The following is a 20,812-nucleotide window of genomic DNA, read 5'->3' as shown; positions in this document are numbered from 1 at the left end:
CCTCCCGTGTACGCCTCGGGTGCTGGCCGTCGCGCCGACCTTGCCGCAGCGGTCGCGGCATATCCCGCTGAACCCCATCGTGCTGAACCGTCCTGGAGCCGCCGACAGGGACCCGAAGGCGTCGCTGAGCTCGTCACCGTCGGTGACCAGCTTCATCCGGGTCCGAGCGTCCGGAAATCCCGGTTGCAGGACCTCTTCGCGCTGATGGAGGGTGAGGCTGTGGCTTCCCCGCTGATCCGTTCGGCAAGACAGTCGGAGCTCGACGACGTGGCTCTGCTCGAGGTCCAGGCCGGCGAGCTCTTCCACTCGGTTGGCATGTCCGAGGTGGCCGACCATGTTCCCGATCAGCAGGCCCTGGGTCGAAGTCAGCGGCAAGGGCTGGTCTGGGTTGCCGAGGAAGACGGGAAGATTGCCGGCTACATCGTGGCAAGGGTGCTGGACGGTAATGCCCACGTAGAGCAGGTATCGGTAGCTCCCACTCACGCACGGCGGGGCATCGGCCGCCGGCTTATATCGCACCTCGAACTTTGGGGCAGGCGCAACGATCGGCCGGCGACGACCCTGACGACGTTCCGCGATGTGCCCTGGAACGGTCCCTACTACCGGAAACTTGGGTACCGAGAGCTACCCGGCGCGGAGATCGGACGCGAGCTGGCAGCCGCGATGCAACACGAAGCGGCGCTGCCCGGAATCGATGCTTTTCGGCGCTGCGCGATGATCAAGTACAACGGCGACGTTTCTTGACATGCCTTGGCGATGGCTTGCCCGGGGGATGGTGGAGGCGCCGGCGCTGGTGTCGGCGGCGGCCGGCGCTGCGCTGCGAGGTGATCCGGAGATTGTCGTCGACGGCGAGCACCGGCCGCTGGTGGTGCCGGTACGGCCTTGATCCCCGTACGGTCAGGGTGGTGTGGTCCCGAGGACCGAGAAGAACGCTCCCTGCGGGTCGGTGAGCACGGCGAACCGGCCCCGCGTCAGGTCTGTCGGCTGGACGGCGAGGGTCGCGCCCATCCGGAGCGCCTCGGCGACGACCCGGTCGGTGTCGGTGACCGCGAAGTAGACCATCCAGTGGGACGGGAGGTCACCCCAGTCTTCGCCGATCATGGGCATCATCCCGGCGACGGGACGACCGTCCAGCTGCCAGGTGGTGTAGGTGATCGGGCCCATCGGTTGGTCGTCCGCCGTCCAGCCGAACACCGACCCGTAGAACTCCTTGGCCCGGTCCGACTCCCGCGTGGTCAGCTCGGGCCAGGTCAGCGAGCCGGGTACGTCGAACACCTCGGCCCCCGGCATGCCGAGCGACTGCCAGACCCCGAACGACGCCCCGGCCGGGTCGGCGACCAGCGCCGTCCGCCGGGAGCCGGGGATGTCGAAGGGCTCGGTCAGGATCCGGCCGCCGGCGGCGGTCACCCGCTGGCAGGCCCCCTCGGCGTCGTCGGTCGACAGGTAGGGCAGCCAGGCGGGCGGCCGTTGCGGGCCGGCGCCCAGCCCGGCGCCGGCCACGGGTTTGCCCTGCTGATGGAAGACGAGGTGCCCGTCAGCCGCGGGTTGCCGGTCCGCTTCGGCGACGGCCCAGCCGAACAAGGGCGCGTAGAAGCGCGCCGCGCCGGCGAGGTCGGTGGTGATCAGGTCGACCCAGGCGGGTGCCCCCGGTGGGATGTCTGTCATGGCTTCCGCTTCGCTTCCTCTGCTCGGGCAACTGTCGGCGGGATGACGGCATCAACCCGCCACGATCCGCGTGCCGAGCCGCCCGCCTCGGCTGCCGGCGTGATCCGCCCGGTCCAGCCGAACAGCTCCGGGTAGGAGCGCCGCGCGTCGGCGAGATCCGGGCGATGGCCAGGTCGGCCCAGCGGGCGTGCCCGGCGGGACGGTGCTCACGTGGACCCCTCTCGGCTGGGGCGACCACCGCCGGCACGCCCTGCCGGCATCGTGGCACCGTTCGTGCGTCGTACGGGGCGGATCGGGCGAATCGTCAGCGGAGCCGTCGTCCGGATCTGCCGCCAACCGGGTGTCACCGCGCGTCACGACGGGCGGGGCAGCGGTGCCCGATCGTAGCGATGCCCGGAGGCCGCGGTGGTGATGTCCCGTGCGTCTTGTGCCCGGTAGGAAGCTCAGCCTTCCGGATTTTCGCGGCGGGTGCCGGTGACCGTGGTGCGGGGCAGCCGCCCGGCGCGGGAGTGGCCGGTCAGGGTTCCCCCGTGCACGAGCACGTCGAAGTCGAGGTGGAGCCGCATCGGTCGGGTCACGGACTGTCGCCAGGTCACTCGGGGGCCGTCGCAGGCGAGCGCGGCCAACGGTACGGTCTCCGACGTCGTCGACGCGGTGCCGGCGAGCCCGCCGGCAACGTCGCTGAAGACGTAGACGGCGCTCAGCGTGCCGATCGGGGTCTTCAGGCTCACGTCCCAGGTGCCGAGGATGGGGTGCATGACAGCTTCCTTCAGATCGTGACGGGCACGCGGCCGGCGTTGCGCCAGACGATGCCGCGCCGCTCGTACTCGAACAGGGTTTCGACGGCGTGCGCGACTCGCGGACCGAACTCGCGTTCCAGGATGTGCAGCCCGAGGTCCAGGCCGGACGTGACACCACCCGCGCTGATCAGGTCGCCGTCGTCGACGACCCGGGCCGGCACCGCGTGCACGCCCGTCGCGTCGAGCACGTCCATGCCGAGCCGGTGGGTCACCGCGTGGCGGCCCTCTATCAGGCCCGCCATCGCCAGGGTGAGCGCCCCGCCGCAGACGGTGGCGACCGTCAAGTCGGGGTTGCGCAGGGCGGCGAGCAGCAGCGGCGCCGCCGACTCGGCGAACCGGGCCAGCAGCACGGGGATCGTCACCGCGCCCTGGTCGGGGTCCCCGGTCGTGGGCCCGCTCGCACCGGGTACGACGACGTAGCCCGGCCGGTTCGGGTCCAGCCGCGCGGTCGCCCGCAGTGTCAGGCCGCGGGTGCCGCCGACCACCTCCCGAGGGCCGTCAGCGGCGACGAGCTCCACCGCCAGGGCGCCGCCGGTCGCGTCGCCGCCGGCCGCGAGGACCTCGAAGGGCGCGATGACATCGAGCGGGTCGAACCCGTCGAACAACACGATCTGCACCAACATGCCACCGATCCTCGGCTTCGCCGGTCGACCCGACCAGTGGCAGGATTGTCATCGTCCAACTGCTTCTTGCCACCTCCCTCGATCCGAGGACCGTCGCGATGCATACCGTGTTCGTCCTGGCGCTTCCGGGCACGATCGCGTTCGATCTGGCCACGCCGATCGACGTGCTCGGCCGGGTGCGGCTGCCGGGCGGCCAGGCCGGCTACCGGACACTGGTCTGCGGCAGCGAGCCGGTGGTCGACGCCGGCCCGCTGCGTCTGGCCGTCGACCACAGCCTCGACGCGCTCGCGGACGCCGACACCGTGATCGTGCCCGGGCGGTACGACCCGGCCGCGTCGGTGCCGACCGCGGCACTGGACGCGCTACGGGCCGCCGCGGCCGCCGGTACCCGCATCGCCTCGATCTGCGTGGGCGCCTTCACCCTCGCCGCCGCCGGGCTGCTTGACCACCGGCGGGCCACCACCCACTGGGCTGCCGCCGAGCAGTTGCAGGCGGCCTTCCCGGCCGTGCAGGTGGACCCCGAGGTGCTGTACGTCGACGCCGGTCAGTTCATCACCTCGGCCGGGGCGACCGCCGGGGTGGACATGTGCCTACACCTCGTCCGCCGCGACTACGGCGCCGCAGTCGCCGCCGACGCGTCACGGCAGGCTGTGGCACCACTGCACCGCGACGGCGGGCAGGCACAGTTCATCGTGCGCCCCGGCGCGGGCGCCGGCGAGATCGGCCTCGGCGCGGTCCTCGAGTGGCTGGAGTCCCATGCCTTCGAGAAACTGACTCTGGCCGACGTGGCCACCCGGGCCGGGCTCAGCGTGCGCACGCTCAACCGCCGCTTCCACGAGGAGACCGGCCGCACCCCGATGCAGTGGGTCACCGCCGTGCGCATTCGCCGGGCACAGGAACTCCTGGAGAGCACCGAGCACGGCGTCGACCGGATCGCCCACCTGGTCGGCTTCATGTCGCCGGCGCACTTCCGCGCCCAGTTCAAGCGACTCAGCGGGGTGACGCCACAGGCGTACCGCACCACCTTCCGTAGCTGACGGCATCCCGCGGTTGGCTGCCTGGTTGTCCAGGCGAGAGGTGCGCGAGGTCGAGGCATGGCCGGGCAACCCACACGGATCTGCCGCCGACGTGGCGTCGCAGGATGTGACCAAGGGCGGCAGAGCCCAGCTCGCGATCGCACCGAACAGATGCTCACCTCACCGACTGTGTCGACGGACCGAGCCGGCTATCCGAATCGGTCAGCGATCTTCGTCAGCTTGGTGACGTACGCCGGCCAGTCGATGTCGTTGGGGATGTTGGTGTTCTTCCGCTGCCAGCCGACCGCTCCGTCGTGTTGCTCGCGCATGATGTCGGCGTGACCGGCGTGGCGGGCGAGGTCGCAGGTCACGTGGATGATGATCCTGTGCAGCGTCACGTCCTGCCCGCCTGGCCGCCACCACGGCACCTGCCCGGGCGCGTCGAGGGGTAGCTGCGCGATCGTCTCGTCCGCGAACATCCCCACACGGCGATACAGGTCGATCAGCCCATCCTTGGTCTCGTCCTCCCGCGCGTACCAGTCTGCCTGCGGGTCCTCCTCGTACGCCTGCATGGGGACCAGGTCCTCAGGTGTCGGGAACTCGCGCCCGAACGTGGGCCCGAAGTAGCCGGCTTCGACGTTGAGGCAGTGCTTGAGGACACCCAGCAGGTTGTTGCCGGTCGCGGTGCGGGGCAGTCTGGCCTCGCGTTCGCTCAGCCCGTCGAGCTTCCAGATCAGGTCATCGCGAGTCGCCTGGAGGTAGTGGTGCAGCGCAGCCTTCGGGTCGCCCAGATCAGCCATGCCGGTCAGTCTTCCAGAGCCGGGTTCACTTCCCTCGGCGCTCGGCTCCGGACGATATTGGGTGGTCCGGCTGCCCGTCCCGCCCTACCTTGTAGCTGGATCTACTTCCTTGCAACGCACGAGAGGACCTCACCCCGCGTGACGCCGCCTGCTCTTTAGACCTGACACCTTCCCCGTGCATCGGTCGCCGACGTCGCCGTCGGCTCCTTTCCCGTGCCTTCCGTCAGGTCTTAGAGAGATCATGTCTACGCGTCCTCACATCGTGCTGTCCTGGACTGCTCGGCGCTCGCGCCTTCCCCTGCTCGCGTTCCGCAGCGTCCACTGCCAAGCCGACCTCGCCAGCACCGGCGAAGTCACCGCCCACGATCACGTCCCGGTCCGGTACCTGGATCTGATCCTTCTCGACCCGCTGATCGCCCGGCGCAACCGGTTCGCCCTGGAGTGGGACACCGGCTCGGAACTGCTCGCCTCGCGCCCTTCCGACAGTCCCTGGCCCGTCCCGGGCTCGGTCATCGTCGACGACCCCGCGCCCCTTCGCCCCGAACGGCTCGTCGCTCAGGGGGCTGGACATCAGCCGTGGGTGAATCGCTTGCCGCATCAAGATCAGCGTTCCGCTGAACCGCGGAACTCCCAGGGACTTCTCGTTCGTCCTGCGGTGAGCCGCCGCTGTGGGCCGGAGCCGGAGCGAGCGGCGAGGTGGCCTTGTCCCGGACTGCAGCACGCGGCGGTCCGCGCGCGGTCGCTCATGACCGGGCGCGAACGAACGTCAGGGCCGGCCCGATACCGGCGACGAAGGTGAACGCCCCGGCGCAGCGGTCACCTGCGCCGGGCCCTCCACGTCGATGCCGTCACAGCGGTTGGGGGGCAACGCGGGTGGACGTGGGAAGGTGCGGCAACACAGACTGAGCCGTGGCCTCCTTCCGGGACATCCCGCTGCCGCTGGGCGAGGTCGGTTGGCTGTTCCCCACCCCGGCAGATCGGACGGAACACGACTTCGTTCGTCAGGTACTGCAGGCCGCCGACGAGGCCCTCTTCCGGTTGGGGCAGAGGCTGGGTGCACGACCCGACGCTCAGCTCTGGGGGGTTCCGCTGAACCGCTTCCGCTACCAGCGGCTCGGGCCCGAACCGGAGTTCCCGGTCACGGTACTGGCGGGCGAGGGTGGATCAGATCGGATCTGGGTGGACGTTCTGTGCGCCCCGGCAGGGAGCATGCCGTACCACCGCCCTGGACCGCCATGGCAGGTGCACACCACGATCTCCCTCAGGTGTGACTCCGACTCCACCGGCTGTGGCGGCCACCAGGTCGACGCCCAGACCGGTCCGCCGGTCGAGACTCCGCTCGGAGCCGCCAGCGAGGTGCGGGCCGCAACCGCCTGGCTGCTACAACGACTCGCCGCCGAAACCGAGGACTCCCTCCGAAGGCACGACCCGAACCGGGGGCACCGGCCGGCACCTCGACGCCGCGACTGACATGGACCGCGCGTCACCCGCCGGGCCTGTCGGACGCGGCCGCCGCTCGCCTCGACCCACTAACCTCAGGCCTTGTGATATCCGACCTGGCAAATGTCGTGGCGGCGTGCGGCTCTGCGATTGCGGTTGTCGTGACGGTCGTATTCGCGTTACGCCAACTGCGCTCGGCGCAGACCGCCAACCAGACCCTCGTCGCGATCGAGCTGCTGACCCGAGACCGATCCAGCGATGAGTTCCTCCGCGCCGAGGACTTCGTCCTCAACGAGCTGACCGCCCGATACCCACCACCGGATGTCAGCGTCAGCGCGCTGCCGGCCGAGGCCCGCCACCAGGTGGTCCGGCTGTCGCTGTACTACAACGGTCTGGGCCAGATGCTGGCTTTCGTGGCGGTCGATCCGCGGCTCCTGATGGGTACGGTCAGCTACCGCTCCCGGCAGGCCTGGCGTGTCCTGGAGCCCTACATCCTCGCCGAGCGCGCCCGGCGCGGCGAGACGTACCTGTCCCACTTCGAGCACCTCGTCCACATGGCCACCCACAACCCGTGGGCCACGGCGGTACGCAAGTTCGACCTGAAGCGCTTCGACAGCTATCCCGCCGAGCTCGGCATGAACGACGGTTCGACGAAAGCGTTGTCGCGCCAGCGCGAAACCGCATAGCCCGGGTGAGACGTGCGGAGAAGGACGATCCATGCCGTCGTCGCGACACGAGCCGCGCAGGAGCAGCCGATGATCACCGACGTGACGCTGGCCCGCATCAACCACGGGGTGCAGTTGCATCATCATCAAGGCCAGCGTGAGGCTGCGCGCGACTTGTTTGCACAGATCTGGGACGAGATCGGCGGGGAGCGAGGCGATCCTTTGCACGTTTGCGTCCTCGCGCATTCGATGGCCGACGTGCAGGACGACGTCCACCAGGAGTTGCTCTGGGATCAGCGAGCGCTGGCGGCGGCCGACGTGCTCACCGACGCCCGGGTTGCACAGGCGGGGGTGCCGATGTCGGTGGCCGGTTTGTATCCGTCGTTGCACCTCAACCTGGCTGAGTGCTACCGCAAGCTCGGCGATCTCGACCGTGCCCGCGAGCACCTCCGGCGTGCGCAGGCGGGGATCGGCGCGCTGGGCGACGACGAGTACGGCCAGCTGATCAAGGGGGGCCTGGACCGGCTGGCGCAACAGCTGACCTCTGGGTAGACGCGCGCTCGATCGGGCCTTGCGTATGGTCATCGCGTGGCCGAGCTGTGGGATGCCTCTACGCTGCGCGCGGTTCGTGCCATCTTGGCTGCAAGGGCGGGCTGACCTGGGTACCGATATCGCTGGTGGGGTGGAGATCCGGCCGGACGGTCCGGGTTCATCCTGGAGGCTGGCCGATGTCAGTCTGGATGCGCTACCTCGCCACTACGACGCCTTCGGGCTGCTGTTCGGCGTCCGCAACTACGCCGGGTTCGAGCCTGTCGGGCCCGGCCGTGGCTTGCCGGAGGACGCCAGCGCGGAACTGCTCGGTCTCCAGCCTGCCGACAGCGAACGGTCACACCTGGGTGGCATGGACGCAGCTGGCGCGCATCGATTGGAGCGCGCGAGCCCCTCGTGTGGACGATCGGATCCATGAGTACGAGCTGACGAGCCAAGGGCCGCGGTTCATGGGTAAGGCCGGCCACCAGGGTCGAGTCTGGCGCGCGGTGGCCGGTGAGCAGGCTGATCCGCGGGGCAGCAGCTACCCGGAGGGCACTGAATGGCGTGCCATTGACCGAATGTGGCGGGTGAAGCGCCTTTCTCCCGGCGACATGCTGCGTGCCGACCCGCAGCTGCGTGCGTTGCTGGACACCATACGCGATCTTGCCGAGCGGCATGGCGACGACAACGTACGGCTTGTTGTCTGGTTCGACAGCTAGGCAGCATCTTCATCTAGCCGCGATGCGAGCGCCGGCGTGGCGAGGACGGGTCCCTGGCGCGAACCCGCCCCTTGCTGCTCGGCACCTGGACGTAAATGGGTGGTTCCGCGAGCCCGTCCCGCTCCACCTTGTCAATGGATCTTCTTCGCCGGTCCAGGCAGGAGAGGACTTCACCCCGCGTGACCCCGCCTGCTCGGTAGACCTGACACCTTCCCCGTGCATCGGTCGCCGACGTCACCGTCGGCTCTTCTCCCATGCCTTCCGTCAGGTCTTCAGAGAGATCATGTCTACGCGTCCTCATATCGTGTCCTGGGCCGTTCGGCGCACGCGCCTACCGCTGCTCGCGTTCCGCTGCGTCCACTGCCATCCCGGCCTCGCCGACGAGACGTTCCGCGTCAAGGCCAACCGCCATCTACTCGACCTCTGGCTTCTGGTCGCCTGCGTTCGCCGCGACCGGACCGGCAAGGTCACCGCCTACGATCGCGTCCCGGTCCGGTCCCCGGATCCGATCCTTCTCGACCCGCTGGTCGCCCGGCGCAACCGGTTCGCCCTGGGGTGGGACTCCTGCTGGGAACCGCTCGCCCCGTCCCCTCCCGAATGCCCCTGGCCCGTCCAGGGCTCGGCCATCATCGACGACCCCGTGCCCCTTCGCCCCGAACGGCTCATCGCCCAGGGAACTGGGCATCAGCCGCGGGGAAACCGCTCGCCGCATCAGGATCGGCATTCCGCTGAACCGCGGCACAGACAGGCAGTTCTCGTTCGTCCCGCGGTGAGCCGCCGCCGTGGGCCCGAGCCGGGACGAGAGGCACGGTGGCCTTGCCCCGGACCGCATCACGCGGCGATCCGCGCGCGGTCGCTCATGACCGGGCGCGAACGAGGGCCAGGACCAGCCCGATACCGGCGACGGCGGTGAACCCCCTGCTGCATACATCCGGCGCGCCGAATTTGCGGTTGCGGAGCGGCGTATGGGTCGCTGGGTCACGCCGCACCCGCGACCAGGTGGTGTTGAATGTGGACACTGAACGTGAAGGGATGACGATGCCGGAACTGGTGTTGGTGGTCGAACCGGAGCAACCGATCGGCGGCGAGCGACTCGACGCCCTCACGCAGGGGCTCGGTGACGACCTCCGGGTAGTGACCCGGCTACAGGTCACGCCCGTCGCCGCGGCGGACCCGGGGCACGGAACCAAATCTCCGCAGGCATGGGAGCTCGGCATGCTGGCGGTGGGTGGCCTCTTCTCGGCCACCACCATGCGGGCCATCGCCCAGATCGCCATCGCCTACGCCGAGCGCACCAGGGCGCGGTCCATTCGCATCCGTCGCGGCGACACCGAGCTGGTCATCACCGGGAGCACGCGGATCGACGATCCCGCGCTCGTCACCGGGTTGGCGCGGCTGATCGAGGCGTCCAGCCCGTCCGGGCCGGCCCTCCCGCCGTCCACCAGGGAGTCGGTGGCTACCCCGCCTCCGGCTCCTCGGCCACGCTCGGGCGGCGCGGGAGCGTGAGCCGTGGGACAGCGACTGGCACTGCTCATCGCCAACGACCGCTACATCGACGAGTCGCTGGCTGACCTCTACGCCCCACGCGAGGAGGCCCGCGACCTGCAGAGCCTGCTCGCAGACGCGGACATAGGGGCGTTCGACCGGACAGTTCTGCTGGAGAACGAGTCGAAGAGTTCGGTCGAGCGCTCCATGGAGATGATGCTGCGCGGCGCCGGCCCGGAAGACCTGATCCTGCTCTACTTCTCCGGCCACGGGATTCGTCGGGGTCCCAAGGGCCGGTTCTACCTCGCGGTCGCCAACACCGAGGCGAAGCACCTGTCGTCGACGGCCATCTCGGCGTCGTTCGTCCACGAGCTGCTCGACGAGTCACCGGCGGCCAGCTCGATCATCCTGCTGGACTGCTGCTACAGCGGCGCGTTCGAGCGGTCCAAGTCGCCGGCGGAGCTCAACCTGGACGGGGAGCTGAAGGCCGGCGACGGCCGGTACGTCATCACCGCCACCAACTCGGTGGAGCGGGCCGGCGACGGTCAGCCGGCGACCGCGGCCACGCTGCGGCAACGGTCCGCGTTCACCGACACGATCATCCAGGGCCTGAGCACCGGGGCGGCCGACCTGACCGGACGGGGCCGGATCACTCCGGAGGACCTGTGGCGGTACGTGCAGCTCGAGCTACCGAAGCGTACGACCGAGCAGTCGCCGTGTCAGTTCGGTCGGGCGAGCAGTGAGGTGCACATCGCGCTGTCCCGGGACGGGCACCACCGGCCGCGTGGGCAGCGGGACCAGCGGGACCCCCGGCTGGGGGACCTGCTCGGCCCACTGAAGGCCGTGGACGACGTGAAGCTGTGCGCGGTCGAATGGCGGCAGCGGGGACTGCTCAAGGTGCCAGTCGGCCGCAGTGAGCGCATCGATCAGCCCTCCGGCGAACCGGTATCGCTGGACCTGGCGTCCTCGGAGGGGCACCTGCTCATCGTGGGACGGGCCGGGATGGGCAAGACGACCCTGATGCGCACGATCATCGGTGGTCTCGCGCTCACCCACTCCGCCAACGAAGTGGTGTTCCACTGCCTGGAATCGGGTGGGAACTGGTTGGGACCGATGCGGCGTCTGCCGCACGTGCAGACGGTGCTGGGTGACGACGAGGTCGAAGAGCTGGGCAAGCTGCTGACCCAGATCGAGGACGAGGTGCTGCGGCGCAAGCGGCTGTTCCGTGACCACGAGCTGGAGTCACCGGCGAGTTTGCGTGCGCGGCGGCACCAGCTGCCGGGCGGGCCGTACCCGGACGTGTTCCTGGTGGTGGACCGCTGGCAGGACTTCGCGATGCTGCTGGACGGCTTCACCAGCCGGGTCGTCGAGCTGGCGAACCGGGGCCTGGGCTACGGCTTCCACCTCGCGGTGCTTGACCGGAGCTGGCGGTCGATCCCCGAGGAGCTGACCGAGCTACCGCAGCTGCGGATAGAGACCCGGCTGTCGCGGCCCGCGGACTCGATGGTCGATCCGGACCACGCGGCTCGGCTGCCGCTGTCCATGCCGGGCTGGGCGATCCACGGTCGGCGGATGTTCCGGATCGCGCTGCCGGAGTTGACGGTGACCGACGTCGACCCGGATCTGGAGTCGGAGTTCGACGAGGTGGTGCCCGACGGAGCGACCACGATGATCTCGATGATCGCGGAAGCGTGGGGCCTGCCGGCGCCGCACCCGAGGGCCGGCGCGGCGCACCTGGCCGGCGCGACCAGGGATGAGGCGTTGGAGGTGCTCGGCTTCGCCGACTACCACGCGCTGATGACCTTCGCCGGGACCACGACGCCGCTGGGCGCCGAGCACCTGCGAGTGCCCATCGGGTTCGAGTTGGGCGGTCAGCCCGTCCTGCTTGATCTGAAGGAGGCGGCCCAGGGTGGCGTAGGCCCGCACGGTCTGGTCATCGGTGCCACCGGTTCAGGCAAGAGCGAGCTGCTGCGAACGGTGGTCGCCGCGCTGGCGGCGCGGCACTCGTCGGAGGAGTTGAACTTCGTCCTGGTGGACTTCAAGGGCGGGGCGACGTTCGCGTCGTTGGACGCGTTGCCGCACACCAGTGCGGTGATCACGAACCTGTCGGACGAGTTGCCGCTGGTGGACCGGATGCGTGATGCGCTGGCCGGTGAGGTGAACCGGCGGCAGGAGGTGCTCCGGGCGGCGGGGAACTACGTGTCGCGGCACGACTACGAGCAGGCGCGGGCGGCGGGTAAGGCCTTGGAACCGATGCCGAGCCTGTTGATCATCTGTGACGAGTTCTCGGAGTTGTTGGCGGCGAAGCCGGACTTCATCGACCTGTTCGTGATGATCGGTCGGTTGGGCCGGTCGCTGGGGATCCACCTGTTGCTGGCCTCGCAGCGACTGGAGGAGGGCAAGCTGCGCGGGCTCGACACGCACCTGTCGTACCGGATCGGTCTGCGGACCTTCTCACCGGTGGAGAGCCGGATCGTGCTCGGCGTTCCGTATGCGTACGAGTTGCCCAACGCGCCGGGACACGGCTACCTGAAGGTCGGCAACTCGGCAATGACCCGATTCCGGGCCTCGCACGTGTCCCGACCGCCCGTCCAGGACGGCGCTGCGCCCGACACCACCCCGGGGGACGGGTGGGCCGCCGGTACGGTCCTGGACGTCCTGGTGGACCGGCTTCGTGGCCGCGGCAGGCCGGCGCACCAGGTGTGGCTGCCGCCGCTGGTCGAGCCGCCGTCCCTGGATGACCTGCTCGGGCCCCTGGCGGTGCACCCGCGGCTCGGACTGTGCCCCGCGAGCTGGCCGGGGCGGGGCGGATTGTCCGTCCCGGTGGGTGTGGTCGACCGCCCGTACGAGCAACGTCGTGACCCGATGATGGTCGAGCTGGCCGGTGCCGGCGGCAACGTGGTGATCGTCGGTACGGCGTTGAGCGGCAAGAGCACCATGCTGCGGTCGTTGATGGCGTCGTTGGCCTTGACCCACACCCCGCGGGAGGTGCAGTTCTTCTGCCTGGACTTCGGCGGTGGCGCGCTGCGCAGTCTAGAGCGGTTGCCGCACATGGCCGGGGTGGCCGGCCGGCGGGACGTCGAGGCGGTGCGTCGCACGGTGGCCGAGGTGGTGGCCGTCCTGGACGACCGGGAAGCGCGTTTCGCCGAACACGGCATCGACTCGGTGGCGAGCTACCGTCGGCGGCGGGCCGCCGGGGAGTTCGCCGATGACCCGTTCGGCGACGTCATTCTGGTGGTGGACGGCTGGAACACGCTCCGCCAGGAGTACGAGGAACTCGAACAGACCATCACCAACCTGGCCAGCCGGGGGCTCGGCTTCGGTGTGCACGTGGTGCTGACCGCGGTGCGCTGGGCGGAGATCCGGATCAACATGCGGGACCTGCTCGGCACCAAACTCGAGCTACGGCTGGGCGACCCGGCGGAGTCAGAGATCGACCGCCGCTCGGCGGTGAACGTGCCGGAGAAATCCCCGGGTCGCGGCCTGACCCGGGACAGGTTGCACTTCCTGACCGCCATCTCGCGGATTGACGGCCGCCGGGACATCGAGGGCCTGAGCGAGGCGTCGATCGCCCTGGCCGAGCACGTCGCGGCTGACTGGCCGGGCCGGCCGGCGCCGAAGGTGCGGCTGCTGCCACGCAAACTGCCGCTCGCCGAGCTCGCCCGGAGCATCGACCGGCCGGCGCCCGGCCTGCCGATCGCGGTCAACGAGTCGGCGCTGGCGCCGGTCTACCTCGATTTCGCCAACGAGCCGCACCTGACGGTCTTCGGCGACGCCGAGTGCGGCAAGACCAACCTACTTCGGGTGATCGCCCGCCAGATCGTGGACAAGTACACCCCGACGCAGGCTCGGCTCGTCATCGCGGACTACCGGCGGGGCCTGCTGGGCGCGGTGGAGGGCGACCACCTGCTCGACTACGCCCCGTCGAGCCAGGTGTTCAGCCAGGGGTTGAGCTCGATCCGAGCCGCGTTGCAGAACCGGCTGCCGGGGCCCGACGTCACCACCGCCCAATTGCGGGATCGCAGCTGGTGGAAGGGCCCGGAGCTCTACATCCTGGTCGACGACTACGACCTGGTCGCCTCCGGCGTCAGCAACCCGCTCAGCGCCCTGCACGAATTGCTGCCGCAGGCCCGCGACATCGGGCTGCACCTGATCATCACCCGGCGGGTGGGCGGCGTGGCCCGGGCACTGTACGAGCCGGTCCTGCAACGCCTGCGCGAGCTGGATTCTCCGGGCCTGCTGATGTCTGGCAACCGGGAGGAGGGCGCGGTCTTCGGCAACCTGCGGCCGAGCCCGCAGCCGCCCGGCCGCGGCACGCTCGTGCGCCGCCGCGACGGTCAGCAACTGATCCAGACCGCCTGGTCCGACCCCAACTGATTCGCCCCTGTCGACCTCACCACGGGCTCGGCGGCGACAGGGCAGCCACCTCCTCGGCCGCTCTCCGCTGCGCCGCCGCCGCGTGCGCCAACGCCCCGGCGATGCGGTCCGTCAGCCGATGCGCGACGGCGCGCACCGCCAACGGCGTAGGGCCGGAGCCGGACCGCGGCATGACGTCGCCCTCCGGCGTGACCACGAGCCGCACGAGGCGCGCCTCGTCGGCCACCTGCAGTACCAGCTCACGTGCCTCGGACAGCTCGTGAGTGCGATTGGCCAGTATTGCGGCGATAGCCGCGTAGGCTTGCTGCGTTTCGTCGAGCCGACGGGTCAAGCGGCGCAGCAGCTCGTCGACCTCATTCCGGTTACGTCCGGCGCGCCAGTGCCCGTCGAGAAGCCGGTGCAGCCGGCCCAGCTCGGCGGCGCTTTCCCGCGCCGTGCGGGCTGCCTGCGCCCATCGCTCGCCGTCGTCCGAACGGGACCCGGCCGGCTCGGCGACCAGCCGCGGGTACGAGACCGGTCCGTCCGTCATGCGTCACCGTGCCGGGCGAGCCGCGCCGCCAGTTCGTCGTCGGTCGCCGTGACCGAGCGGGCGACTTCCCGGAGGAGTTCCTCGACCTGATGAAGCTCCGTGCCGATGCGAGGCAACTCGTCGGCCCAGGACAGCAGGGCCTCCTCGTCGGTGGGGACGCCGACCGAAAGCAGCCGGTGCGCCAAGTCACCGACGCCGCGCGCGACTTGGAGGAGACCGTCCGGGTCCAGGTCCAGCGAGCTGTCGTCCACGGACTGATCCACCTCCCGGCAACGCCGGCCGTGCTACTCGGCCGTCTAAGCGGATTCTCGCAGCCATAGACCGACGCCAGCTACCCACCCGTCCTGACCGCAACCCAAGAGTCGCGATGCCGGTCCGACGCGTCCGACGCTTTGTCCCGGCCCGTACCTGTCACGACCGACGCCGGCGACGCCAGTGTGCTGGGCGCTTGAGCTTGCGCCCGGTCTGCGGACGCGCCCGGGCCGCGCACTCGGCGTCGGCTGGTGCCGGTCCTGCCGATGGGGCGGGCCGGGGCCTGGCCGGCCCGCCTAGTCCGACGAGCGGACCGCTGCGCCGGCGTTCTCAGTAGGATGCGCGCATGGCCCGGCCGGTGATGTTCGACCTCTTCCACACCCTGGTGCACGGTGCGGACGACGAGCGGGACCGGGTGATCGGCGAGATGGCGCTCATCGTGGGGGTGCCGCCGGCGGACCTGGTCGCGGCCTACCACGCCACGTGGCGTGACCGGCTGGTCCGGTGGGACGTGGCGGAGACCGTTCGCATCCTCGCCGGTCGCCTCGGCGCCACGCCCACCGAGGAGCAGGTGACCCGGGCCGGTGAACACCGGCGAGCGCTGGCGCGCCGGGTGCTGGGCGGCGTCTCGGCCGCCACCCTTGACGTGCTCGACGCGCTGCGCACGGACGGGCACCCGCTGGCGCTGGTCAGCAACGCCACCTCGGAGACCGCGGAGGCGTGGCCGCGGAGCCCGCTCGCCCGCCGGTTCGACGTGGCGGTCTTCTCCTGCGAGGTGGGGCTGGCCAAGCCGGACCCGGCGATCTACCGGACGACCGCCGAGCGGCTGGGCGTCGCCCCGGCGGATTGCGTCTTCGTGGGCGACGGCGCGGACGGTGAGCTGGCCGGCGCGGCGGCGTTCGGCATGACCGTGTTCCGGACCACGGAGCACAGGGACACCGACCCGAGCTGGGACGGAACCGTGTTGCCGGCCCTCGGCGACCTGCCCGCGCTGCTACGTCCGCCGTCGCGGGCGTCCGGGAGTCCGAACCCGATCCCGCGACGCGCCTGACGGCCCAGGGGCGTCGTCGTCGTTCCGGCTCGCGCCCGGCCCCGGCCGGGGATGCTGGCCGGTTCAGGACGGGAGCGGGAGATCGACTCGTACGGACGGACCCGTTGGCGAGGAGAAATCGAGCGTCAGGCGACGGGCCGTCACCGGCGGCGTGGGTCGGAACGACCGGCGCACCGTCCATTCCGTACCCGGGCCACCGTCCTGCCCTGAGGCGACGCGGTAGCGCGTGCCGACGTCGTCGGAGAGTGTGATGGTGATCCGCCCGAACTGCTCCGCCGGCCACGGTGGGGGAGCGGTCCCGGGTGCGGCCTCCGCCTCCCACCGCGCGTGCCGGGCCGTGAAGTCGCTCGTCGCCGCCGCTCGGGCCGCGCCCGGTTCGGCGTCGAGGGTCACCTCGACGTGGTTGGCCACGGCCACCCGGACGAGCTGCGCGCCGACCCCGGCGACCTCGCCGACGGGCAGGGGCCGCTCGACGGGCAACTGGAGCCGCGGGACCTGGCGCACGGTGACGAGGTAGACGTGGTCGGCGTCGTCGTAGTCGACGTGGAAGGTCCCGTCGTCGAGGCGCTCGACGGACCGGGCGACAGACAGGGGCTCCGGCCGGCCGGGCCGGAACAGCAGCGACTCGATCACGTCCTCGAGGTCCGTCATGCGCGACACCCTAACCACCGCCCCGCGGCCGGCGCGCCGACCCGCTCAGGGCAACGGTGGGCACCAGGCCGCGTGGCCCAGCCGCACCGCTGTCAGGGAGGCGACGAGCAGGAGCGCCACCGCGGAGAGCAGCCAGAGCCACCACCGTCGGCTCCGGTGCAGCCGCGCCGCGCCCAAGCCGAGGCAGAGTGTGCCGGCGACGCCGGCCACGCCGGCGGCGAGCCAGAAGAACGCGCCGTCATGACGTTGCCACCAGCTCCACGGCTGGTCGCAGCCGGGACTGGTGATCGCGGGGCGGTACCAGGCGAGCAACCATGCGGTCACGACCATCGCCGGGCCGAGCAGTGCCGCGGTCAGGGCGGTCACCACGAGGCGCAGGCCGGTCCCGGGTACGGCCGTCGTGGTTTCGGCCTCCAGGTCGATCACCTCGACGGCGTCGCCTTCGCCCGCCCCGCCGTGAGGGCTCACGCTCGCGTGCATCAGCCGCAGGTCTTCCGGGACGCCCGGACGAACGCGTCGCGCGAGACGACCGTCGTCTTCTCGTGATTGACCGGCGCCAGCACCTGGTCGGTGCCGATGCGGGTGAAGTCGGCGATGGTGAAACGGACGGGTATGGCGTCGCGGCGGCTCGACCCGGTGAGGCTGTACGTGACCCCCGCCGTCAGGTCGGTGAGCGCTTCCGTCCTGATCGGGACCTCGGACTCGGAGGCGGGGATGTCACGGGAGGTTTCGTCGATCGTCCAACCCTGCGGCGGCTGACCGAGGAGGGGGACCTCCACGATCTCACTGGTCGGCGTGCCGTTGACCCCCCACCGGATCAGCGGCCGGCCCGTCGGGTCGCCTTCGGCGGCGTTCTCGTACACGCTGAGCTGGGAGAAGGCGCCGTCGCACGTGACGAGGACACCGACCGGCTCGCCGTCCTGGACGGCCAGGGCCACCACCGGCTCGTCGGCCGGGGTGCAGGCGGCCAGGAGGCTGAGCAGCGGGACCAGAAGCGCGGGAGCCATCCATCGACGCATGATCACATCGTTGCGGCCCGATATCACGCACCGGTCCCGCCACGGTCACGAACGACCTACCGATGGTGAGCGGTGGCGGCGGTGAGCCGCCGGGTCGACGGCGGCGCTTGGCCGGGCGTCCCGTCACGATCGGTATGGAATCAACTCCGGCCGGCACTGGTCACATGATCGAATTTCCTGGCAGGGTTGCTGGATGGCCCTGCTACTCCGCTCCCGACTGACCGACTGGACCGTCTCCGTACCGCTGCTGGCCGTCCTGATGCTGGCCTTCACGTGGGGCCGCGAACTGCCGGCCGGCGTCACCTTCCTGGTGGCCGCGTTCCTGGCCGGGGCGGTGCTGGCGGCCGTGCACCACGCCGAGGTGGTGGCCCACCGGGTGGGAGAGCCGTTCGGCTCCCTGGTGCTGGCGGTGGCGGTCACGGTGATCGAGGTGGCGCTGATCGTCACCCTGATGATCAGCGGCGGCGACAAGACCCAGGCGCTGGCGCGGGACACCGTCTTCGCCGCGGTGATGATCACCTGCAACGGCATCCTCGGCCTGTCCCTGCTCATCGGCACGCTGCGCCGGCAGGTGGCGGTGTTCAACCCGGAGGGCACCGGCGGGGCACTGGCCACCGTGATCACCCTCGCCGCGCTGAGCCTGGTCCTGCCGACCTTCACCACCAGCCGGCCGGGGCCCGAGTTCAGCCCCGCCCAGTTGACCTTCGCGGCGGTGGCGTCGCTGGCGCTCTACGGGCTGTTCGTGATGGTGCAGACCGGTCGGCACCGCGACTACTTCCTGCCGGTGACCAGCGAGGGACGGGTGATCAGCAACGAGGAGCACGCGGTCCCGCCGAGCGGCCGGGCCGCCCTGGTCAGTCTCGGCCTGCTGTTGGTCGCGCTGGTCGCCGTGGTCGGGGACGCCAAGACCGTCTCCCCGGCGATCGAGGCGGGCGTCGCGGCGGCGAACCTGCCGCAGTCCTTCGTCGGTGTGATCATCGCGCTGCTGGTGCTGCTGCCCGAGACGCTCGCCGCGGGTCGCGCGGCCCGCCGCGACCGGGTGCAGATCAGCCTGAACCTGGCCCTCGGCTCGGCGATGGCCAGCATCGGGCTGACCATTCCCGCGATCGCGCTCGCCTCGATCTGGCTGGACGGGCCGCTGCTGCTCGGCCTCGGCGGCACCCAGCTCGTGCTGCTCTCGCTCACCGCGATCACCGGCGTGCTCACCGTGGTGCCCGGCCGGGCCACCCTGCTGCAGGCCGGCGGACACCTGGTGCTGCTCGCCGCCTTCATCTTCCTCGCCGCCAGCCCCTGACGCGCCCGCGCCCGTGCCGGGGCCGCACCCGCGCCGTGGCCGTGCCGTGGCCGTGGCCGTGCCGCGACCGGCGGCGGGACGACCGAGGGTGCCGGCCGCACCTGGGCCCGCGGGTCAGTCGCCGCCACTCAGCCGGTCCGCGCGGGCATGCAGGTAGCGCTGCTGCGCGAGGTTCGTCGACCGGTCGGCCGCCGCCCGGTAGGCGTCCCGGGCGGCGGTACGGTCACCGACCAGCTCCAGCAGGTGCGCGCGGGCGGCCGGCAGCCGGGGGTCGTCGGCGAGCCGACCACCGACGGCCAGCCGGTCGAGCAGGTCCAGCCCGGCGGGCGCGCCCCGGCTCATGGCCACGGCGACGGCGTGGTTCAACGCCACCACCGGGTTGTCGGCCATGCCCAGCAGCACCTCGTAGAGCGCGGTGATCTGCGCCCAGTCGGTCTCGGCGGCGCTCGGCGCCTCGTCGTGCACGGCGGCGATGGCCGCCTGCACCTGGTACGGCCCGACCGGCCCGTGGGGGAGCGCGGCGGTGACCAGCGCGACGCCCTCGGCGATCTGGTCGACCTTCCACCGGCCGCGGTCCTGCTCGGCCATCGGCACGAGCTCGCCCTGCGCGCCGGTCCGGGCGGGCGCCCGGGCGTCGGTGAGCAGCATGAGCGCCAGCAGTCCGGCGACCTCCGGATCGTCGGGCAGCAGCCGGCGCACCAGCCGGGCCAGCCGGATCGCCTTGGCGGCCAGGTCGGCGCGAAGCAGACCCGGGCCAGACGTCCGGGCGTACCCCTCGTTGAAGATCAGGTAGAGGACGTGCAGCACGGCGGCCAGGCGGTCGGGCCGGTCCGGGCCGGCGGGCATCCGGAACGGCAGCCCGCTGTCCCGGATCCGCTGCTTGCCCCGGGTGATCCGTCGGGTCATCGTCGCCTCCGGCACCAGGAACGCCCGGGCCACCTCGGCGGTGCTGAGCCCGCCCACCGCGCGCAGGGTGAGTGCGATCTGCGACGCGGGGGAGAGCGCCGGATGACAGCAGAGGAACAACAGGATCAGGCTGTCGTCCCCGTCGCTCGGCGGCTCGTCGGCCGCCGGCGCCGCCCGGTCGGTGGACAGCACCCACCGGGCGACCGCGTCCTCCCGTCGGGTCCGCGCCTGTTCGCGGCGGAGCAGGTCGGTGAGCCGGCGCGCGGCGACCGCGATCAACCAGCCGCGCGGACTGTCGGGTACGCCGTCACGCGGCCAGGCCGTGGCGGCCGCGATCAGTGCCTCCTGGGTGGCGTCCTCGGCGGTGTCGAAGTGCCCGTAGCGGCGGACGAGGGCGCCGAGGACCTGCGGCGCGAGCCGGCGCAGCAGTTCCTCGACGTTGTCCGCGGTCACCGCTCAGCCGGCCAGATCCTCGAGGCCGTCGACCACCGGCCGCACGTCGACGTACTCGCCGGACGCGTCCGGGTTCACGAACCCGGCGGCGATCTCCGTGGCTCGGTCGAAGCTGGCGCACTCCACGATCGTGTAGCCGGCGAGCACCTCCTGCGTCTCCGGGTACGGCCCGTCCGTCACCACCGGCAGGCCGCCCTTGAGCTGCACCCGCCGGGCGTGGACCGGCGCGGTCAGCCCGCGCGCGTCGACCAGCTCGCCGGACTCCACCAGCGCCTGGTGGACCTTCTCCATGTGCGCGTGCATCGCCGCGACCTGCTCGGCCGTCATGGCCGGCCGGTCGCTGGGCCGCCCGGACAGCACGTCGTAGTCCTGTTGCGAGCCGTACAGCAGGATCATGTACTTCACGGTCTTCTCCCTCCGTCGGCGCCGTCGCGGCGCCGCTCACCGGAGACGTCGAGGCCGCCCGACGGTTCCGGACATCGGCCCGGCCACCCGTTCACGAGGATCCTCGCGCCCGGCCACGTTGCGTGTCACCT

21 protein-coding genes and 1 pseudogene are annotated in these 20,812 nt (G+C 71.1%); 10 read left to right on the top strand and 12 right to left on the bottom strand.

Features of this window, described 5'->3' with window-relative positions; all coding sequences use genetic code 11:
* The first annotated feature begins 219 nt into the window (after positions 1 to 219).
* A complete protein-coding gene (locus tag O7603_RS05625; RefSeq protein WP_281576615.1) occupies positions 220 to 744 on the top strand; it encodes a GNAT family N-acetyltransferase in 525 nt (174 codons plus the stop codon).
* A gap of 153 nt (positions 745 to 897) precedes the next feature.
* On the opposite strand, the gene O7603_RS05620 is transcribed toward O7603_RS05625, so the two are convergent.
* From O7603_RS05620 to O7603_RS05605, 4 genes and pseudogenes are all read right to left on the bottom strand, one after another.
* A complete protein-coding gene (locus O7603_RS05620; protein ID WP_281574612.1) occupies positions 898 to 1,665 on the bottom strand; it encodes a VOC family protein in 768 nt (255 codons plus the stop codon).
* A gap of 77 nt (positions 1,666 to 1,742) precedes the next feature.
* Positions 1,743 to 1,903 (bottom strand): annotated as a pseudogene (locus O7603_RS05615) (VOC family protein); the annotation flags it as partial.
* A 205-nt stretch (positions 1,904 to 2,108) separates the two neighbouring features.
* Positions 2,109 to 2,423: a hypothetical protein gene (locus O7603_RS05610; protein ID WP_281574611.1), complete on the bottom strand. Its 315-nt coding sequence runs from the start codon at positions 2,421 to 2,423 to the stop codon at positions 2,109 to 2,111.
* Positions 2,424 to 2,434: 11 nt separating this feature from the next.
* A complete protein-coding gene (locus O7603_RS05605; protein WP_281574610.1) occupies positions 2,435 to 3,088 on the bottom strand; it encodes a DJ-1/PfpI family protein in 654 nt (217 codons plus the stop codon).
* Between the two features lie 98 nt (positions 3,089 to 3,186).
* Here O7603_RS05605 and O7603_RS05600 point away from each other — a divergent pair, with 98 nt between their 5' ends.
* Positions 3,187 to 4,125: a helix-turn-helix domain-containing protein gene (locus O7603_RS05600; protein WP_281574609.1), complete on the top strand. Its 939-nt coding sequence runs from the start codon at positions 3,187 to 3,189 to the stop codon at positions 4,123 to 4,125.
* A gap of 188 nt (positions 4,126 to 4,313) precedes the next feature.
* On the opposite strand, the gene O7603_RS05595 is transcribed toward O7603_RS05600, so the two are convergent.
* A complete protein-coding gene (locus tag O7603_RS05595; RefSeq protein WP_281574608.1) occupies positions 4,314 to 4,904 on the bottom strand; it encodes a DinB family protein in 591 nt (196 codons plus the stop codon).
* A 1,544-nt stretch (positions 4,905 to 6,448) separates the two neighbouring features.
* On the opposite strand from O7603_RS05595, the gene O7603_RS05590 reads away from it, so the two are divergent.
* The 6 genes from O7603_RS05590 (at position 6,449) to eccCb (ending at position 14,121) form a co-directional block, all read left to right on the top strand.
* Positions 6,449 to 7,030: a hypothetical protein gene (locus tag O7603_RS05590; RefSeq protein WP_281574607.1), complete on the top strand. Its 582-nt coding sequence runs from the start codon at positions 6,449 to 6,451 to the stop codon at positions 7,028 to 7,030.
* Positions 7,031 to 7,099: 69 nt separating this feature from the next.
* Positions 7,100 to 7,561 carry a tetratricopeptide repeat protein gene (locus tag O7603_RS05585; RefSeq protein WP_281574606.1) on the top strand — a complete coding sequence of 154 codons (462 nt, stop codon included), beginning with the start codon at positions 7,100 to 7,102 and terminating at the stop codon, positions 7,559 to 7,561.
* Between the two features lie 395 nt (positions 7,562 to 7,956).
* Positions 7,957 to 8,259: a hypothetical protein gene (locus tag O7603_RS05580; RefSeq protein ID WP_281574605.1), complete on the top strand. Its 303-nt coding sequence runs from the start codon at positions 7,957 to 7,959 to the stop codon at positions 8,257 to 8,259.
* A complete protein-coding gene (locus O7603_RS05575) occupies positions 8,216 to 9,172 on the top strand; it encodes a DUF1062 domain-containing protein (RefSeq protein ID WP_348651069.1) in 957 nt (318 codons plus the stop codon). The genes O7603_RS05580 and O7603_RS05575 overlap by 44 nt, the downstream gene beginning before the upstream one ends.
* Entirely contained in the window at positions 9,169 to 9,765 is a 597-nt protein-coding gene (locus O7603_RS05570) for a hypothetical protein (RefSeq protein WP_281574603.1), read from the top strand. The genes O7603_RS05575 and O7603_RS05570 overlap by 4 nt, the downstream gene beginning before the upstream one ends.
* Positions 9,766 to 9,768: 3 nt before the next feature.
* Entirely contained in the window at positions 9,769 to 14,121 is a 4,353-nt protein-coding gene (gene eccCb, locus O7603_RS05565) for a type VII secretion protein EccCb (RefSeq protein ID WP_281574602.1), read from the top strand.
* A 16-nt stretch (positions 14,122 to 14,137) separates the two neighbouring features.
* Here the strand turns inward: eccCb and O7603_RS05560 are convergent, their stop codons facing one another.
* Complete coding sequence (locus O7603_RS05560) at positions 14,138 to 14,650, bottom strand: hypothetical protein (RefSeq protein ID WP_281574601.1); 513 nt, start codon at positions 14,648 to 14,650, stop codon at positions 14,138 to 14,140.
* Positions 14,647 to 14,901, bottom strand: a complete 255-nt coding sequence (locus O7603_RS05555) for a hypothetical protein (RefSeq protein WP_281574600.1) — start codon at positions 14,899 to 14,901, stop codon at positions 14,647 to 14,649. Before O7603_RS05555 ends, O7603_RS05560 begins: the two co-directional genes overlap by 4 nt.
* Before the next feature lie 347 nt (positions 14,902 to 15,248).
* On the opposite strand from O7603_RS05555, the gene O7603_RS05550 reads away from it, so the two are divergent.
* Positions 15,249 to 15,953 carry an HAD-IA family hydrolase gene (locus O7603_RS05550; RefSeq protein WP_281574599.1) on the top strand — a complete coding sequence of 235 codons (705 nt, stop codon included), beginning with the start codon at positions 15,249 to 15,251 and terminating at the stop codon, positions 15,951 to 15,953.
* A gap of 63 nt (positions 15,954 to 16,016) precedes the next feature.
* Here O7603_RS05550 and O7603_RS05545 read toward each other — a convergent pair whose 3' ends face one another.
* From O7603_RS05545 to O7603_RS05535, 3 genes are read right to left on the bottom strand one after another with little or no spacing between them, the layout of a single operon-like run.
* On the bottom strand, positions 16,017 to 16,604 hold the full coding sequence (locus tag O7603_RS05545) for a hypothetical protein (RefSeq protein WP_281574598.1): 588 nt from the start codon (positions 16,602 to 16,604) through the stop codon (positions 16,017 to 16,019).
* A 45-nt stretch (positions 16,605 to 16,649) separates the two neighbouring features.
* Positions 16,650 to 17,072 carry a hypothetical protein gene (locus O7603_RS05540; protein ID WP_281574597.1) on the bottom strand — a complete coding sequence of 141 codons (423 nt, stop codon included), beginning with the start codon at positions 17,070 to 17,072 and terminating at the stop codon, positions 16,650 to 16,652.
* A gap of 11 nt (positions 17,073 to 17,083) precedes the next feature.
* The gene (locus tag O7603_RS05535) at positions 17,084 to 17,623 is read right to left on the bottom strand and encodes a hypothetical protein (protein ID WP_281574596.1); all 540 of its coding nucleotides are present in this window, start codon (positions 17,621 to 17,623) and stop codon (positions 17,084 to 17,086) included.
* A gap of 193 nt (positions 17,624 to 17,816) precedes the next feature.
* Between O7603_RS05535 and O7603_RS05530 the strand changes: the two genes are divergently transcribed.
* Positions 17,817 to 18,917: an ionic transporter y4hA gene (locus O7603_RS05530; protein WP_281574595.1), complete on the top strand. Its 1,101-nt coding sequence runs from the start codon at positions 17,817 to 17,819 to the stop codon at positions 18,915 to 18,917.
* 114 nt (positions 18,918 to 19,031) lie between these two features.
* Here the strand turns inward: O7603_RS05530 and O7603_RS05525 are convergent, their stop codons facing one another.
* Both O7603_RS05525 and O7603_RS05520 read right to left on the bottom strand, forming a co-directional pair.
* On the bottom strand, positions 19,032 to 20,276 hold the full coding sequence (locus O7603_RS05525; protein ID WP_281574594.1) for a sigma-70 family RNA polymerase sigma factor: 1,245 nt from the start codon (positions 20,274 to 20,276) through the stop codon (positions 19,032 to 19,034).
* Positions 20,277 to 20,279: 3 nt separating this feature from the next.
* Entirely contained in the window at positions 20,280 to 20,672 is a 393-nt protein-coding gene (locus tag O7603_RS05520) for a YciI family protein (RefSeq protein WP_281576614.1), read from the bottom strand.
* Positions 20,673 to 20,812: the final 140 nt, after the last annotated feature.

Origin of the sequence: Micromonospora sp. WMMD812, assembly GCF_027497215.1 — a bacterium.
Classification (GTDB): Bacteria; Actinomycetota; Actinomycetes; order Mycobacteriales; family Micromonosporaceae; genus Micromonospora.
The sequence above is the reverse complement of the archived record's forward strand: the minus strand, read 5'-3'. Positions and strand labels throughout refer to the sequence as shown.

Coding starts and splice junctions, on each gene's coding strand:
- O7603_RS05620 (WP_281574612.1), bottom strand. CDS start 1,665: ATGACAGACATCCCACCGGGGGCACCCGCCTGGGTCGACCTGATCACC.
- O7603_RS05610 (WP_281574611.1), bottom strand. CDS start 2,423: ATGCACCCCATCCTCGGCACCTGGGACGTGAGCCTGAAGACCCCGATC.
- O7603_RS05605 (WP_281574610.1), bottom strand. CDS start 3,088: ATGTTGGTGCAGATCGTGTTGTTCGACGGGTTCGACCCGCTCGATGTC.
- O7603_RS05600 (WP_281574609.1), top strand. CDS start 3,187: ATGCATACCGTGTTCGTCCTGGCGCTTCCGGGCACGATCGCGTTCGAT.
- O7603_RS05595 (WP_281574608.1), bottom strand. CDS start 4,904: ATGGCTGATCTGGGCGACCCGAAGGCTGCGCTGCACCACTACCTCCAG.
- O7603_RS05585 (WP_281574606.1), top strand. CDS start 7,100: ATGATCACCGACGTGACGCTGGCCCGCATCAACCACGGGGTGCAGTTG.
- O7603_RS05575 (WP_348651069.1), top strand. CDS start 8,216: ATGGCGACGACAACGTACGGCTTGTTGTCTGGTTCGACAGCTAGGCAG.
- O7603_RS05560 (WP_281574601.1), bottom strand. CDS start 14,650: ATGACGGACGGACCGGTCTCGTACCCGCGGCTGGTCGCCGAGCCGGCC.
- O7603_RS05550 (WP_281574599.1), top strand. CDS start 15,249: ATGGCCCGGCCGGTGATGTTCGACCTCTTCCACACCCTGGTGCACGGT.
- O7603_RS05545 (WP_281574598.1), bottom strand. CDS start 16,604: ATGACGGACCTCGAGGACGTGATCGAGTCGCTGCTGTTCCGGCCCGGC.
- O7603_RS05535 (WP_281574596.1), bottom strand. CDS start 17,623: ATGCGTCGATGGATGGCTCCCGCGCTTCTGGTCCCGCTGCTCAGCCTC.
- O7603_RS05530 (WP_281574595.1), top strand. CDS start 17,817: ATGGCCCTGCTACTCCGCTCCCGACTGACCGACTGGACCGTCTCCGTA.
- O7603_RS05520 (WP_281576614.1), bottom strand. CDS start 20,672: ATGATCCTGCTGTACGGCTCGCAACAGGACTACGACGTGCTGTCCGGG.